We start from the raw sequence: 16,463 nt of genomic DNA on the forward strand, positions 1-16,463 counted from the left end.
GCAAGTGATATACGACTAAAGTTTTATATGGGGTTTTATGTTTTATTTTCTTTTAAAAAATATAAGCTTATTAAATTGTAACTAGGTGTACACGTGTTCACTTACAAAAAAGGTGCGCTTTGCCATAGGAAAAGGGGCATTGGAAAGTTTGGTCAATTATTTCTTGGGTAAAAGTAGACTTTTTGAGCAGTTCTGCCTATTGGCTTAAATTCAGCCATTAATTTTTGCCAACAATTTCTCCCAAACCCCTAAAATGCTTGGGAGAGACAAATCATTAGTCTGCTGTGCTGGCAATTTTAAGCCCAGATAACCAAGCTCTTAATGAAGCTGGTTTAAGCGGCTTCTTAAGTAAAACAATATTCAACTCTTTAAGCTGCTGAGGTAACTCTGGATGAGAGTCAGCGGTAATTAAAGCAACTGGAATATCGTCCTGTCGATTTTGCATAATAAAATCGACGCCGAGTTGGTTGTGATTCAAGTGTTGGTCAATGAGCCAGACTTGAATATTTTCCTTTTGAATAATCTCAAGCGCCTGTTCTGGCTCGGTGGCTTTAAAGACCTGATAGCCCCATTTACCTAGTAAACTACTCATACCTTCTAAAATAGTTTCATCGTTGTCCAGACATAAAATGCGGTAGGCCTTAGTTTTTAAAGGTACTGTCTGCACGGTTGGGGTAATCACTTTTGGCGGCTCTACGACTGGAACTTCAATCATAAAGCATGAGCCTTTATTGAGCTCTGAGTAGACATGAACAGGATAATTCAACAAACCTGTCATACGCTGCACAATAGCAAGCCCTAAGCCTAGACCTTGTTCACCCCAAGGTGATAAATGCCCACAGCGTTCAAATTCTTGAAACAGTTTAATTCTCTGTTCTTCGGCAATTCCTGGACCTGTATCCCACACGCCGATACGAATATGATCCGACTTTTGCGCCGAGCGTAGAACACCCACAACTACTCGGCCTTTTGCCGTATAGCGTAAAGCATTGCTGACAAAGTTCTGAATAATACGTCGAATCCACTGTGGATCTGTATCAATCCAAAAAGATACATCATGAACTTTGAGTGAAATATTTCGCTGAGCAGCAATCGATTTAAACTGTAGTTCAAGATCGCTGAGTAAATCATGTAGTGGATAAGGTTGTCTTTTTGGCTGTATGCTGCCACCTTCTAAACGGGCAATATCGAGTAGGGCAGAGAGCATGCTTTCTGCACCATATAGAGCACGATCAAGTTGCTGCAAAGTCTGACGGTCTTCTTCGGTTGCGATGCTCTGTTCAAGAACGGTGCTAAACAGGCGAGCGGCATGCATTGGCTGTAATAAGTCATGGCTTGCCGCAGCGATAAAGCGGCTTTTTGACATATTTGCCATATCGGCTTGTTCACGTGCAAGTTGCTGTTCGGTTAATGCATCGGCAAGCTGCTGGGTTCTGTTTTTTACACGGGCTTCGAGTATTGCCTCATTTGTACGGAAAGGAGTAATGTCGGCGAATGTTGTCACAAAGCCTCCACCTGAAATAGGATTACCGCGCATTTGAATTACCCGACCATCTTTACGGATTCGTTCAAATTCATGAGCACTTCCAACTTTCATCCAGTGCAAACGTTTGCGTACATGCTCTTCGACTGAACCAGGGCCACATTCACCGCGTTCAGCGTTATAACGAATTAAGTCTGCAATTGGACAGCCGACGTACACCAAGTCTTTGGGGTAACCAAACAGTTTTAAATATTGGTTGTTCCAAGCGACCAGACACATATTTTTATCAACCACACTTACCCCTTGGGTCATGTGGTCAATCATGGTCATGAGCAGGTTTTGGTTAAAACGTTGCCACTGTGAGGCTTGGTCCAGAATATTAGCAACTTGGCCTAAAGCCAGACCATTATTAATCATTGCTGTAGTGAGCAAAGTACGTGCAGAGGCTGCCCCAATAATGCCGGCTAGATATTGCTCGGTAAACCGCCACCACATACCATTCGCAATACTATTTTCATTAAGTATTAAATGATTTTGTTCACAGAAATTTTCAAAGGCTTGTGTTGTTGGTTGCTCACCAGTAATTCTTTTGGCAAGTGCAAAGAGATCACCTACTTTTAAACGTGCTGCATCATGCGGTAAATAGGTTAAATCGGTAGAAGTGTGCGGTGATGGCAATGGTTTTGTTTCATAATAGAAGAAACTTTCAGCCTGAATTTGCTCTGCCACACTTGGGCGGTAGAGTTTAGAAATCCAGATATATAAAACAATATTTAAACCAAGCGACCAAATTACACCATGTGTAAGTGGTGCAAATGATTCAAAACCAAATAATGATTCAGGACGTAGCGCATTGATTCCAAAAGGGCCAAAAAGCAAAATACTCTGAGCCGCTTCCTGATAGGCTTCAGGCAAACTACGTAAGATCGTTGGAAATAGTAAAGTATAACTCCACATTAAAAATCCAATGATGAGTCCCGCATATACGCCCTGACGACTTCCACCACGCCAGTACAAACCCCCAATAAGAGCAGGGGCAAATTGAGCGACAGCACTAAAAGCCAATAAGCCAAATACTGAAAGCTGGTTAATATCATTAAAGAAATGGAAGAATAAAAAACCAAGTAGCATCACTGCAACAATACTAATGCGGCGACTAAACTTAAGAACTTTAGGGAGATGCTTATCATGGCGCGAGAGCACTTTAAAACGCCAGAGCGCAGGCATAATTAAGTCATTACTCAGCATGATAGACAGGGCAACTGATGAAACCAGTAACATGCCTGTTGATGCAGAGAACCCACCTAAAAAAGCCAGTAAAGCCAGCCCTTCTTGGTTATAGCTAAGGGGTAATGACAACACGGCAACATCGGGTACAGTCAAGAACTTTGGTGCAGCATGCAACGCCCAGCTTGCGATCGGAATAATGGCTAAAATTGTTAAAATGAGATAAACCGCAAACCATTTACGCGCACCGCGAATATGCTTTTCGTCACGCAGCTCGACCACTGCTACATGAAACTGACGTGGCAGGCAGATAATTGCTAAGCCTGCCAATAAGGTCTGAATCCAGAATGTTTCAGGTACTCCAAATAACTGAACTTCCTGAAAAGTTTGGTTCACATCGGCTGTAACTTGGACTAGGTTCGCTGGTGTTTCAAAAATAAAAAATAAAGCGACGCAAATGAGTGCGAATAATTTTACAAAGGATTCAAATGCGACGGCGAGCATGAGGCCGCCATGTTGCTCGGTATTGGCGATTTGTCTTGTACCAAAAATCATGGCCAAAATAGCCAGTACACTGGTTAAAAGCAAAACACTATTGGTGGTTGTATGGATATGAGCATTCTGTTCCATAATGACAGACGTACTTAAAGCAATCGCACGTAGCTGTAAGGCCAGATAGGGAATAATCGCGATTACGGCCAAAATGGTAACCAGTGATGCCAAGACACCGCTTTTTCCGTAACGTGCAGCAATAAAGTCGGCAATTGATGAAATAGCATGGTGTTGGCGTACTCGACCTAAACGTCGCCAAATGTCATAGCCGAACCAGACAAATAAGAGTGGACCTAAGTAAATCGGTAAGAAAATCACGCCTTCGCGAACAGCGGCTCCAGTCGCGCCGTAAAATGTCCATGATGAGCAGTAAACGCCTAGGGTTAAGCTGAACAAGAACATGCGGCCACGTGTACTCAGACGGCTGGCATGCTTTTCACCAAAAAAAGCACAAATAAATAAGAGTGCTATATAAAGGGTGAGTACCCCAATAATCAGCCAGCTGTTCATATGACTCACATGATTAAAACCTTGTGCCTATCATACCCCAAGCAGAAACAAAGCTATAAATTGATTAAATTTTAACGACCAAAGTCTAAGTTACGAATTACACGGAATTTTGCTAACTTAAATCCTGAGAAACTACTATTAAAAAAGTGGCCAAGGCTGGACACAGGGCAAGGAGTTTGGTTATGGATCAGAACCAAGTAGAACAGATTCTACGCAATCCAAAGTTTCAAAAGATGGTCAAGAAAAAAAGTGCATTAAGTTGGACGCTAACAATCATTATGTTAATTCTTTATGTGGGTTTTATGCTGCTTGTAGGCTACAACAAAGAATTTTTGATGAGTTCATTTAGTGGTGGTGTAACGACATGGGGAATCCCGCTAGGTTTAGGAATTATCGTTTTATCTTTCCTTCTGTGTGGCGTGTATTCTTTTATCGCAAATAGGACCCTTGACCAGTTGAGTGCAGAAGCGTTGAAGGAAGTTGAAGCCATCACGCATGAGAAAGGACTACACTAATATGAAATGGAATTCATTAAAGGCGAAAGCTTTATTGGCAGCAGCATCGCTATATTCAACAGTGGCTATGGCGAGTCCAGATCTGGGAGAAGCTGAACAACAAGCAACCAACTGGCATGCCATCATCATGTTCTTAATTTTTGTTGGTTTCACTTTGTTCATTACTAAGTGGGCTGCCAAGCAAACCCAATCAACACAAGACTTCTATACAGCCGGTGGTGGTATCAGCGGTTTCCAGAATGGTCTGGCAATTGCGGGTGACTATATGTCTGCTGCATCTTTCCTTGGTATTTCTGCACTTGTGTTTAGTTCGGGCTTTGATGGCTTACTTTACTCGCTTGGGTTCATGGTAGGTTGGCCAATCGTTTTATTCTTGGTTGCAGAACGTTTACGTAACCTTGGTAAATATAACCTTTCAGATGTGGTTTCATTCCGTCTTGAAGAAAAACCGGTACGTACTTTAGCTGCAATCAGTTCACTTGTTGTTGTGGCATTTTATTTGATTGCTCAAATGGTAGGTGCGGGTCAGCTCATCAAATTACTATTTGGTTTGAATTACAATATTGCTGTAGTCATCGTTGGTCTATTGATGATGGCTTACGTAATTTTTGGTGGCATGTTGGCAACGACATGGGTACAAATTATCAAAGCGGTAATGTTACTCAGTGGTGCAACCTTCATGGCATTCATGGTGATGAAAGCAGTCGGTTTCAGCTTCAGCAACATGTTTACCCAATCAATTGAAGTTTTCAGCAAAGTACATGATATAAGCTTGGCCGATGCTTCAAAAATTATGGGACCGGGTAAACTTGCGGCAAATCCGATTGATGCCTTGTCTCTTGGTCTGGCATTGATGTTTGGTACAGCAGGTCTTCCACACATCCTTATGCGTTTCTTCACTGTAAAAGATGCAAAAGAAGCGCGTAAATCGGTTGTGGTTGCAACAGGTTTTATTGGTTACTTCTACCTTTTAACTTTCATTATTGGTTTCGGTGCGATTCTTTTTGTATCAAATAATCCGCAATTCCTTGATGTTGCAAAAATGGCAGTAACAGGCAAACTTGAGCTTGTTGGTGGTAACAATATGGCAGCCGTGCATTTAAGTGACGCTTTAGGCGGTGACTTGTTCATGGGCTTCATTTCAGCAGTAGCGTTCGCAACCATTCTTGCTGTTGTTGCTGGTTTAACACTTTCAGGTGCATCTGCAATCTCTCACGACTTATACGCTAACGTATTCAAAAAAGGTCAAACAACCCCAGCTTCAGAGCTTCGCATGTCAAAAATTGCGACACTTGGTTTGGCTATTTTTGCCATGATTTTGGGTATCTTGTTTGAAAAGCAAAACGTGGCGTTCATGGTAGGCTTGGCATTCTCTGTAGCTTGCTGTGCAAACTTCCCAGTTCTTGTTCTTTCAATGTTCTGGAAAGGTTTAACGACTCGTGGCGCAGTTATTGGTGGTGTGGTTGGTCTTGTAACAGCGGTAGTATTGATTGTGCTATCTAAAGCAGTTTGGGTAGATACTTTAAAAATCTCTGATACACCAATCAATCCATTCAATGGCCCTGCATTATTCGCAATGCCGTTGTCTTTCCTTTGCTGTTGGTTGTTCTCGGTTACCGATAACTCTGCACGTGCTAAAAAAGAGCGTGCTGCTTTCGATGCTCAATATGTTCGTTCAATGACAGGTATTGGGGCATCTGGTGCATCGGATCACTAAGTGCAATATTGTTAGCTAATTCTTAAAAAAGCCCTACGGGGCTTTTTTTATACTTATTTAATTTTCAATTTAGTGCTTAGATATTAATAAAGAACAACTTGTTTGCCCTGTTTTGTGTACAGTATGATTTGCTAGACCTCAAAAAGCATAATGAAACAAGGAAAATAATAATGCGATCTATCATCGAGTTCTGGGCGGGCTTTCGATTGTTACCTTCTGCATGGTTGCTGCTTGTGCAATTTATCTTACTCATTTTGGCCATGCTGACGTTTCATGATGTATTTTACCGCACCCTAACATGGGCTTTAGGCGTGCTGGCCTTACTTATTATTGCCAAGGTTATTCGTCAAACCCCAATGTTTACTTTTCTCGGGTTAACATTTGTGAGTGGGGCGATTATATCCTCTGTATTTATTTTATTGAGTTATGGCAATTTATACGTTCAGGTTTTTGCACATGGCTGTGAAGCGCTAGCCTACTTTTCAGCAGCTTATGGCTTATTTCGTTATATGTTTGCCGATCAGTATTTAACAAGAGATGAGTTGTTTGCAGCAGCAGCAGTCTTTACGCTTATTGCATGGGGTTTTGCATTTTTATATAACATTTGTCAGCTTATTTTTCCGTCTAGCTTTCAAAATCCAAATAACGTTCACCATTTACAGACTTGGTTAGATTTATTATTTCTCAGCTTTAGCTTGCAATCGGCTACAGGTTTATCTGATTTAATGCCTCTGAGCCCACCAGCGCGCGTTTTAGCCATGCTTCAAATGTTCTGTGGAGTCATGTATTTAACTTTAATCGTAACTCGATTAATTGCTTTACAATATATTACCCACCTCCCTAAAAAAAATTCAGATAAATAATGTAGAAGGTGTTTTAATTTATTTACACCTTTGTAACTGCAATATTCTTTAAGTTTATTTAGAGTGTTATCGGCTTTCTCTATTGAAAGCCTTAGCTTTGTTCATTCTATGAATATCTTATTGGCATTTAAGCCTGTCACTCGTCATTAAAATAACATGGAGGATTTATGCCTTCCAAACAGTCCAGTTGGTTCGCAAACGTTAATCCTAACGTATTTTTTGGTACCGTCATTATTATTGCTTTGTTTTTAGCAGTAGTGGTGATTGCTCCGAGTTCTTTTGAGCTTCTAACGCAACAATTAAAACAATGGATCACTGATTCATTTAGCTGGTTTTATGTTTTATCTGTTGCTTTCTTTCTCATCTTATTGATTTATATCGCCTGTTCATCGATTGGACGTATTAAATTAGGGCCTGATCATAGCCAGCCTGATTATAATAATGGGTCCTGGTTCGCCATGCTGTTTACAGCAGGGATGGGGATTGGTTTGATGTTCTTCGGTGTTGCTGAACCCGTCATGCATTACGTTAACCCCCCAAGTGGTGAGGCTCAAACGATTGATGCAGCACAGCAAGCACTAAGAGTAACCTTTTTCCACTGGGGGTTACATGCGTGGGCGATTTACGCTGTAGTCGGACTGGCTTTAGCTTATTTTGCCTATAGACATAATTTACCTTTGAAGACCCGTTCCGCACTTTATCCTCTGATTGGAAAAAAGATTTATGGCCCATTGGGCGATAGCATTGATATTTTTGCAACGATTGGAACTGTATTTGGTGTCGCGACATCTCTTGGCTTTGGGGTAACCCAGATCAATTCTGGTTTGCATTATTTGTTTGGCATAGAGCAAAGTACTCATGTTCAAGTTCTACTTATTATTTTCGTGAGTATTTTGGCCTCTTTATCTGTATTTTTAGGTCTAGATAAAGGTGTAAAACGTTTATCAGAAATAAACTTAGTTCTAGCTGTAATTCTATTAGTATTCATTTTTATTGCCGGCCCTAGCATTTATTTACTCCAAACCACTATTCAAAATACTGGGCAATACCTCTCTAACCTTTTTACCATGACATTCAATTTATATGCCTATCAGCCAAATGGATGGATTGGGGGGTGGACGATCTTGTATTGGGCATGGTGGATTTCGTGGTCACCATTTGTGGGAATGTTTATTGCCCGCGTGTCACGTGGTCGTACCATTCGAGAATTTATTGTTGGGGTTTTGCTTATCCCAACAGGCTTTACCATTATCTGGATGGGCTTTTTAGGAAATGCTGCATTATTTAGCATTATCCATGAGCATCAAACCACCTTAATTCAGGCGGTTCAACAAGATTCATCAGTCGCATTATTTGAATTTCTAAATCATTTACCTTTCTCTGGGGTAATGAATGTCTTGGCAACTGTTTTAGTGGTTTTATTTTTTGTGACCTCGGCCGATTCAGGTGCATTAGTCACCGACTATTTAACTGCAAAAACAGAAAACTCACCGACTTGGCAACGTCTGTTCTGGACAGTGCTTATGGCTGTACTCGCCATTATTTTATTATTGGTGGGTGGGTTGGCTGCACTTCAGTCCTCAATCATTATGAGTGCATTACCATTTACTGTCGTCATGCTGTTAATGAGTTGGGGATTAATCAAAGCGTTGCATCTTGATGTCACTAAAATGACTGCTATTCAAGAAGCACGAATCACGCCGCGTGCTATTCATAATCCACGAAGCTGGCAACAGCGTCTAGGATTAATCATGCACTATCCTCATAGTGAAGACGAAGTAAAGCAATATATTGAAAATCAGGTGAGCCGCGCTTTTGAAAATATTAAGCATGAATTGAAACGCCGTCATTTAGAAGTTTCAATTAGTCAACTTGAAGATGGTATGCAGCTTAGGGTAGACCATCACAATGAAATTAATTTTATTTATAAAGTTGTTTCACGTGAAACATTGCCACCAAGTTTTCTTATGGGGCGTATAGAAGCAGAAGATGGGCAATATTTTCAGGCCGAAGTCTTTTTACGAGAAGGTGGCCAGAACTATGATGTAATGGATTGGACGCAAGAAGATTTAATTCAAGACATTATTGATCAATATGAACGTCATTTGTATTTCTTAAATATTGTACGAAGCTAATATTTAAGTATTAAAAAAGGACTCAATAAGAGTCCTTTTTTTAATTCGATTTCTAAATTAAATTAGAAACGGAATTTAGTATTCAAGCCGATAGTTTGTGTATCGTAGCTAGTAGACGCATTTTTAACGTCAGCTTTCATATACGATGCACCAACTGCCAAAGCTGGAGTAATGAAGTAGTTTACGTTACCACCCCAAGCTTGACGGAATTCACCAAGTTCATTACCTTTGATGTCAGCTACGCCATCGTTACCCACGAAAGATGCACCAACACTTAACTTAGGAGTTAAGTAAAGGTCAGTTTTTAAACCGTATTGGTTTTCTTCACCGAAAGCACCAGCAGCTTCAAAACCGATTGCCATGTTAGTTCCATCGATTGGACCTACATATTTAGCACGTGCAGTAATAGCATCTTGGTCATTTTTGATCGCAGCAGTTTGGTTTACAGCAGAGTAGATACCGTTGCTGATGATGCCAAAGTTGTCTAAAGCGAATTGGTTAGCAACACTTGTATAACCAACAGTCATCAAGAAGTTAGGTAACAACATAGCACCAACTTCTAATGCATAACGGTCACCGTTGTCATCTTTAGAGAAGTTGTTTTTACCATCAACATCAGTGTGGTTGTAGGTTGCACTAGCATATACAGGAAGGTAAGGAGTAGGAACATAAGCCTCACCTTTAACGCCATATGTACCAACGTGGTAGTTTAAACCATTGTTTTGGTCATACTGTTGGTAGCTATAACCTAAAGATACGCTAGAAGCTTGATTCAAGAAAGCTGCTTCAGCTAATGGACCTTTAGCGGTATCAACATTTTTTAAATAGAATGTACCAGCAACGTCACCAGTGAAGTTTTTATCGTTTGCAGTTGTGTCAACATATTCAGATTGACCTTGAACTTCAAATTGATAAGCATGAGCACCGGTCATGGCTAATAATACAGCAGTGGCTAAACCAAGTTTTTTCATAATCATTTCCAGCAATAACAAGAGATAAAGCTGGGGCCATTGTATTGTAACAATTTATGAAGTCAATAATGAAAAAAAGGAATGTTAAAGATATTTGACACTTATGTTAAAATTGGTGAAAAACTAATCAAATGAAAAGTAAATTGTCAACCTGATAAAAAAATGAACATTTACAAGAAGCTAATAATTATATTTCATAGGGAATTTAGAAGTAAATGTTTAAAAGTTATTACAATTGTGATTGGAAAAACAGATTATATTAATCGGTTTTAACATTAGCAAAAGTATAATATTGTTTACAATGCGAATAAAAAATCATCGTTTTTTTATCGAATTTGTAATATTTTGAGGAATAGTTAACAATATTTAGATTAGTTTAACTAAAAAATTTAACTATTTTTAATTATTATATAAGTGAATAAGATAAAAGAGATCTCTATTTTAAGTTGAAAAATCGATTAAATTTTAAATTCTGATTAATTTAATCGACTTTACAAAATTAGAGATAAGTCACATAATTCAATTGCAAAGTTCACTACCTAACGTTTTTAGGATTTAAAGTGCTTTCCCAGATACGATGTGTGTAGCACATCAGGTTTTACGAGCTCAGCTTTCCCCAAGGTTGAGCTTTTTTTTATCTATAAGAAAATCTTAAAATTATAAGAAAAGTTATATGAAATTTATTAGAAAATAATAGATCAAAAAGAACCCAGCTTAAAGCTGGGCAGTGGATGCTGGGAGAAGTGCATCCAAGAGGATAACTAAATATGTTTTACTATCATTGCTAAATTTTTTTAATCTGTAAAATAGAGTTTTTTTATAAATATCATTTAATTTTTCGATCCCTTTTATTATTTAAGCTTACTAAAATGTAGGAAACGTATAATTATTAAAAGATAAATGAAGGGTTTATTGATGAAATTCTAGTTATTAAAATGCTAGGATGGATTTAAGCCTAATTTATATCGTAGTAAAAATGGCAGGACATTTACGGAGTATCAGCTAGAAATGTCAGGGTTACGTTCAGAGCACATTAGTAATCGACTGTTCTTTTTTATGCTGATTATTATTTTGTCCTTATTATTCATGGCGATTCCCCTCATTGTGGGAAGCTATCAGGATTATATAAAAACTAGACAAGCCTTAGCCGAAATAAAAAGTTTAAGAGCTGTAGCCGATATTGCCTATAAAATTTCTAAGGAGCGTGCTCCAGCCAACAAAATGATGTCGAGCAGTCCTCATGATTTATTAAAGAGTCAGCAAGAATTAAAAAAATTTCGTTTAATTGTCGATGAGCAAATTGATACAAGTATTCTTATCTTAAAACAAGCAGGTTATGTTTCATTAGCAAATGAGCTGCAAACCAACTTCAAAGAAAATCTTAGACAAGCTCGGCATGTAGTCGACTATTATGGTGAAATTCCATATGGAGCGCGAACTTCCGTCCAAATGGATAATGCCATTCTAGGGATGTTTGGCGCATGGGATAATTGTAGGGAAATACTGCAAAAACTGATGTTGCAGCTAAAAAGTAAAGATAGCCGTATTTCTAATTATTTTACGCTGATTATAGTTCTCACCGATATGCGAGATCAGGCCGGACGTATGGCATCTAATATTATTGCTCCTGTGAGCTTTAATGAAGAAATTCCAAGTAATAATCGTGCGCGTTCTCTACAAACTCAGCATCAGTCTAGATATTTATGGATTTTGGTTGATACCTTGCAGCCTGAACAGGCAAAGACCACAGAATACCGTCGGCTATATTCCCGAGTGAAATCAGAATTTATAGACAAGGGTATTCCGATTGTAGAAAAGTTATTAGACGAAAGCGAAAAGGGAGAGCCATATTATTTAAATGGCACTCAATTGACAGAAGCAATCGTGGGTAAATTTACCACCGTGGTTGATTTACAAAGTTATATTCTTGATGAAAGTGTTGTAATTGCCACTCAAGAAAATGTAATTGCTCGAAATGATTTTCTCTTAACTTTATTAATTTCTTTAATTTCTCTAGCCACCGCGTTACTTACGCTTAATTATGCGCAAAGAAGGGTGTTTTCTCCTTTAATAAAAGCGAGGACTTTAATTTTAGATTTATCGCATAGTTCTGATCATTGCACAGATGAGATGAATGTAACTACAAAAGGTGAATTTTTTTCTCTATTTGAGGCGATTGATCGATTACAGCGTATGTTGCAACAACGTGATGCTTTTGAATTTCAATTAAAGAATATAGCCAATACAGACCCATTAACTGGTGTGTCCAACCGTTTAGCTTTATCTGAATATTTAAAAATTGTTGAAAGTTACCCTCAAAAATTTACGCAGACTTGTTTAATGATTATAGATATTGATCGTTTTAAACAGGTGAATGACCAATATGGGCATATTGTAGGTGATCATGTCATTGTTAATATTGCCGAGCAATTAAAGCAAAATATACGAAGTTCAGATTTAATTGTTCGTTATGGCGGAGATGAATTTTTAATATTGTTAGAGCAGGTGCAATTTGTAGATGCTCGCCTTTTGGCAGAAAAAATTCGGATTGCGATTTCTTTACAAGAAATTGATTTGTCAGGTTCAGATGAAAAATTGCATGTGTCTGTCAGTATTGGTTTTGCGATAGGAGCGGCGAGTTGGATAGAGCTCTTAGAGAAAGCTGACCGTTCGCTATTAAGAGCTAAAGCCCGAGGACGAAATGCAGTAGAGGGGTAAAAAAAGCCGGAAATGATTTCCGGCTTTTTCATTCAATAAATTACTTCAACATCGGTTTTAAGAAACGGCCCGTATGTGAAACCTCAACCTCAGCCACTTGTTCAGGTGTGCCTTCGGCAATGATCATACCACCGCCTGAACCACCTTCAGGGCCCAAGTCGACAACCCAGTCCGCTGTTTTAATCACATCAAGGTTATGTTCAATCACCACAATGGTATTACCCTTGTTGCGTAGCTCGTACAAAATGTCGAGTAGCTTGGCAATATCATGGAAATGTAAGCCTGTCGTCGGCTCATCCAAGATATATAAGGTTTTACCCGTATCACGTTTTGCTAACTCTCGAGCTAATTTAACGCGTTGCGCTTCACCGCCTGAAAGTGTCGTTGCAGCTTGACCTAAACGAATATATCCCAGACCTACTTGCATTAAAGTATCTAAACGACGATGAATCACAGGAATTGCATTAAAAAACTCAGCTGCATCTTCAACGGTCATTTCTAATACGTCTGAAATGTTCTTGCCTTTATAACCAACTTCTAAAGTTTCACGGTTATAACGCTTGCCATGACAAGCATCACAAGGCACATACATATCAGGTAAGAAATGCATCGCGACCTTGATCATGCCATCGCCTTCACAAGCTTCACAACGTCCACCTTTCACGTTAAACGAGAAACGACCTGCGCTATAACCACGCGCTTTGGCTTCAGGCGTTTGCGCAAATAACTCACGAATAGGCGTAAATAAACCTGTATACGTGGCAGGATTGGAACGTGGGGTACGACCAATTGGACTTTGGTCAATATCAACCACTTTATCTAAATGCTGTAAGCCATCAATTGAGTCAAATTTTTCAGCCGTTAACGTGGTTGCACCATTGAGTTGTGTTGCTGCCAATGGAAGCAAAGTACGGTTAATCAGTGTTGATTTACCGGAACCCGAAACGCCAGTCACACAGGTCATGATGCCAAGTGGAATGGTGAGATCGACATTCTGTAGGTTATGACCACTTGCACCAGAAAGTTTGATGAATTCATCTGGGCGTGGTGATTGGGTACGTTGTGTAGGTATCGCAATTTTTAGGCTACCTGAAAGATATTGACCTGTAAGAGAGTCTTTATTGCTTGCAATCTCGTCATAGCTACCTTCTCCGATAATGACACCGCCATGAATCCCTGCACCAGGTCCGATATCAATAATATGATCCGCAGCACGAATAGCATCTTCATCGTGTTCAACCACAAGCACGGTGTTACCCAAATCACGTAAGCGAATTAAGGTTTGTAGTAGGCGATCATTATCACGTTGATGCAGACCGATCGATGGTTCATCGAGTACATACATCACGCCCATCAAACCTGCACCAATTTGCGAAGCGAGACGAATACGCTGAGCTTCACCGCCTGACAAGGTTTCTGCCGAACGAGCGAGACTGAGATAATTTAAGCCGACACTAACGAGGAAGTGTAAACGCTCGCGAATCTCTTTAAAGATTTTATCGGCGATTTCACCTTTAGCGCCTTCAAGATTGAGATCTTGATAATAGTTTTCAGCATCACCAATCGACATCTTGGTGATTTGTGCAATGGTCTTATCTTTGACCCGAACGTTGCGTGAAATTTCATTTAGACGTGAACCGTCGCAGGCATCGCAAGCGGCATTCGATAAATATTGAGCTAAATCGTCTCGTACATAGTTACTTTCAGTTTCACGGTAACGACGTTCAAGGTGCGGCAAAATTCCTTCAAAAGGTTGTACGCGTGTGTGTTTGCGGCCACGTTCATCGATATAACTTAAATCGACTTTTTCTTTACCTGTACCTTGTAAAAATTTCTTTTGAGTATCTTTATCTAACTGGTTCCAAGGCGTATCAAGTTGGAAACCAAAATGGTCGGCAACTTTTTGCAGCATCGAATAATAATAAGGACGTTGACGATCCCAACCGCGGATAGCACCTTCACTAATCGCAAGCTCAGGATTTGGAATGAGCTTTTCAGAGCTAAAATGACTGCGTGTACCTAAACCATCACAAACAGGGCAGGCACCAAACGGGTTGTTAAATGAAAATAAGCGAGGCTCAAGCTCTGCCACAGCACGATCACATTTAGGACATGAGTGTTTTGCAGAAAAAACGCGGTCTGGGTGTTCGCCATTCATCCATGACAAAACCGCAATATCACCACCTAAACGTAAAGCAGTTTCAAATGATTCGGCAATACGGTTACCTAAATCTTCGCGTACTTTAAAACGGTCAACAACAACTTCAATGGTGTGCTTTTTCTTTTTATCGAGTTCAGGTGGCGTATCAATATCAATGATTTCGCCATCGACACGCGCACGAACAAAACCTTGACCTTGTAGCTGTTCGAATAAGTTGCTGTATTCACCTTTACGCTCACGAACTACAGGGGCAAGCAACATCAGTGCTGTGCCTTCTTCAAGTGTTTTTACTGCATCGACCATTTCAGAAACAGTTTGCGCGACCATCGGCAAGTCGTGTTCAGGGCAGTAAGGTGTACCGACACGCGCATAGAGCAAGCGTAAATAGTCATAAATTTCGGTAATGGTACCAACGGTTGAACGTGGGTTATGACTGGTAGATTTTTGCTCAATTGCAATCGCTGGAGATAAACCTTCAATCGAGTCTACTTCAGGCTTTTCCATTTGCGATAAAAACTGACGGGCATAGGCCGAAAGTGATTCGACATAGCGGCGTTGTCCTTCGGCATAGAGGGTATCGAAGGCAAGAGAAGATTTTCCTGAACCTGATAACCCCGTAATTACCACAAATTTATCGCGTGGAATATCGAGAGACACATTTTTTAAATTATGGGTACGTGCGCCTCGAATACGGATATGACTTTGGCTCATAAAACATCTCAATTATGTATTAATGAAAATTTAGGTGTTGATTGATCAGTCTTGTGTAGTGTGACTGGTTATAAACAACAGACCCTATATATGATAACGATTTAAAATTGTTCAAGTGGTACAAAATGATTTAAAGCGACAAATTGTGACGGTTAAACGACAATCGACAAAATTTGTTTAATTAAGCAGGTTGTATTTTTAACATTCCTCTCTTTTGATTTCTACTCTTAGCAAATTTTAATGAGCAACATAATTTTACTAGACGACTGGTCTAATAGTGGGGTATTGTGTATGCATGAAACGACTAAATAAAAGTGAAACCACGCGACAACACATTTTGGATACCAGTTTTGAGCTGGTATTACACAAAGGGTTTGTCGGCGTTGGTTTACAAGAAATCTTAAAGGCTTGTGACGTACCTAAAGGTTCGTTCTATCACTACTTTGCTTCGAAAGAGGCGTTTGGCTGTGCGTTGCTAGAGCAATACATGGCTGACTATAAAGTTCGTATGGAACAGCTTTGGCAGCACAGTGAACAAAGTGCCCACGCCCGTTTAATGGCGTTATGGCAGGCATGGATTGATGACCCAGTAAATGGTAGCTGGGCTGAAAATTGCCTGATTGTGAAACTGGCAGCCGAGGTTTCCGATTTATCGGAAGATATGCGCCAAATTCTCAATGACGGTGTGTACAAATTAACGCAACGTTTGGCTTTGCTACTCAAAGAAGGCCAACAAGAAGGATCAATTCCAAAACACATTGACCCTTTAAAAACTGCGCAAGTCATGTATCAGTTATGGTTAGGTGCTGCTTTACTCACAAAATTGTCGCAAGACAAAGCACATCTACATCTAGCTTTAGAAACGACCCAACAACTCTTAAAACCGATAGAGGAATAAAG

At 39.7% G+C, this 16,463-nt stretch carries 9 protein-coding genes; 6 read left to right on the forward strand and 3 right to left on the reverse strand.

Annotation, left to right across the window (positions count from 1 at the left end):
* Positions 1–274 precede the first annotated feature (274 nt).
* Complete coding sequence (locus AC07M3_RS07465; RefSeq protein WP_494567048.1) at positions 275–3,772, reverse strand: hybrid sensor histidine kinase/response regulator; 3,498 nt, start codon at positions 3,770–3,772, stop codon at positions 275–277.
* A 182-nt stretch (positions 3,773–3,954) separates the two neighbouring features.
* Between AC07M3_RS07465 and AC07M3_RS07470 the strand changes: the two genes are divergently transcribed.
* From AC07M3_RS07470 to AC07M3_RS07485, 4 genes are all read left to right on the forward strand, one after another.
* Positions 3,955–4,287 carry a DUF485 domain-containing protein gene (locus AC07M3_RS07470; protein WP_092708405.1) on the forward strand — a complete coding sequence of 111 codons (333 nt, stop codon included), beginning with the start codon at positions 3,955–3,957 and terminating at the stop codon, positions 4,285–4,287.
* A gap of 1 nt (position 4,288) precedes the next feature.
* The gene (locus AC07M3_RS07475) at positions 4,289–6,004 is read left to right on the forward strand and encodes a cation acetate symporter (protein ID WP_133747344.1); all 1,716 of its coding nucleotides are present in this window, start codon (positions 4,289–4,291) and stop codon (positions 6,002–6,004) included.
* Between the two features lie 170 nt (positions 6,005–6,174).
* Positions 6,175–6,867, forward strand: coding sequence for an ion channel (locus tag AC07M3_RS07480; RefSeq protein WP_494567047.1), 693 nt, complete (start codon positions 6,175–6,177; stop codon positions 6,865–6,867).
* A 167-nt stretch (positions 6,868–7,034) separates the two neighbouring features.
* Positions 7,035–9,002 carry a glycine betaine transporter gene (locus AC07M3_RS07485; protein ID WP_494567046.1) on the forward strand — a complete coding sequence of 656 codons (1,968 nt, stop codon included), beginning with the start codon at positions 7,035–7,037 and terminating at the stop codon, positions 9,000–9,002.
* 62 nt (positions 9,003–9,064) lie between these two features.
* Here AC07M3_RS07485 and omp33-36 read toward each other — a convergent pair whose 3' ends face one another.
* Complete coding sequence (omp33-36, locus tag AC07M3_RS07490) at positions 9,065–9,973, reverse strand: porin Omp33-36 (RefSeq protein ID WP_494567045.1); 909 nt, start codon at positions 9,971–9,973, stop codon at positions 9,065–9,067.
* 1,008 nt (positions 9,974–10,981) lie between these two features.
* On the opposite strand from omp33-36, the gene AC07M3_RS07495 reads away from it, so the two are divergent.
* Positions 10,982–12,691, forward strand: coding sequence for a GGDEF domain-containing protein (locus AC07M3_RS07495; RefSeq protein ID WP_494567044.1), 1,710 nt, complete (start codon positions 10,982–10,984; stop codon positions 12,689–12,691).
* Between the two features lie 40 nt (positions 12,692–12,731).
* Here the strand turns inward: AC07M3_RS07495 and uvrA are convergent, their stop codons facing one another.
* Entirely contained in the window at positions 12,732–15,563 is a 2,832-nt protein-coding gene (gene uvrA / locus AC07M3_RS07500; RefSeq protein WP_375037549.1) for an excinuclease ABC subunit UvrA, read from the reverse strand.
* A gap of 295 nt (positions 15,564–15,858) precedes the next feature.
* Between uvrA and AC07M3_RS07505 the strand changes: the two genes are divergently transcribed.
* Complete coding sequence (locus AC07M3_RS07505; protein WP_198496638.1) at positions 15,859–16,461, forward strand: TetR/AcrR family transcriptional regulator; 603 nt, start codon at positions 15,859–15,861, stop codon at positions 16,459–16,461.
* The last annotated feature ends 2 nt before the right edge of the window (positions 16,462–16,463 follow it).

It is taken from the genome of Acinetobacter sp. GW821-FHT09D10 (assembly GCF_059416285.1).

Bases quoted from the DNA above. Each gene is read 5' to 3' on its own strand.
- AC07M3_RS07465 (WP_494567048.1), bottom strand. From the start codon at position 3,772: ATGAACAGCTGGCTGATTATTGGGGTACTCACCCTTTATATAGCACTC.
- AC07M3_RS07470 (WP_092708405.1), top strand. From the start codon at position 3,955: ATGGATCAGAACCAAGTAGAACAGATTCTACGCAATCCAAAGTTTCAA.
- AC07M3_RS07475 (WP_133747344.1), top strand. From the start codon at position 4,289: ATGAAATGGAATTCATTAAAGGCGAAAGCTTTATTGGCAGCAGCATCG.
- AC07M3_RS07480 (WP_494567047.1), top strand. From the start codon at position 6,175: ATGCGATCTATCATCGAGTTCTGGGCGGGCTTTCGATTGTTACCTTCT.
- AC07M3_RS07485 (WP_494567046.1), top strand. From the start codon at position 7,035: ATGCCTTCCAAACAGTCCAGTTGGTTCGCAAACGTTAATCCTAACGTA.
- omp33-36 (WP_494567045.1), bottom strand. From the start codon at position 9,973: ATGAAAAAACTTGGTTTAGCCACTGCTGTATTATTAGCCATGACCGGT.
- AC07M3_RS07495 (WP_494567044.1), top strand. From the start codon at position 10,982: ATGTCAGGGTTACGTTCAGAGCACATTAGTAATCGACTGTTCTTTTTT.
- uvrA (WP_375037549.1), bottom strand. From the start codon at position 15,563: ATGAGCCAAAGTCATATCCGTATTCGAGGCGCACGTACCCATAATTTA.
- AC07M3_RS07505 (WP_198496638.1), top strand. From the start codon at position 15,859: ATGAAACGACTAAATAAAAGTGAAACCACGCGACAACACATTTTGGAT.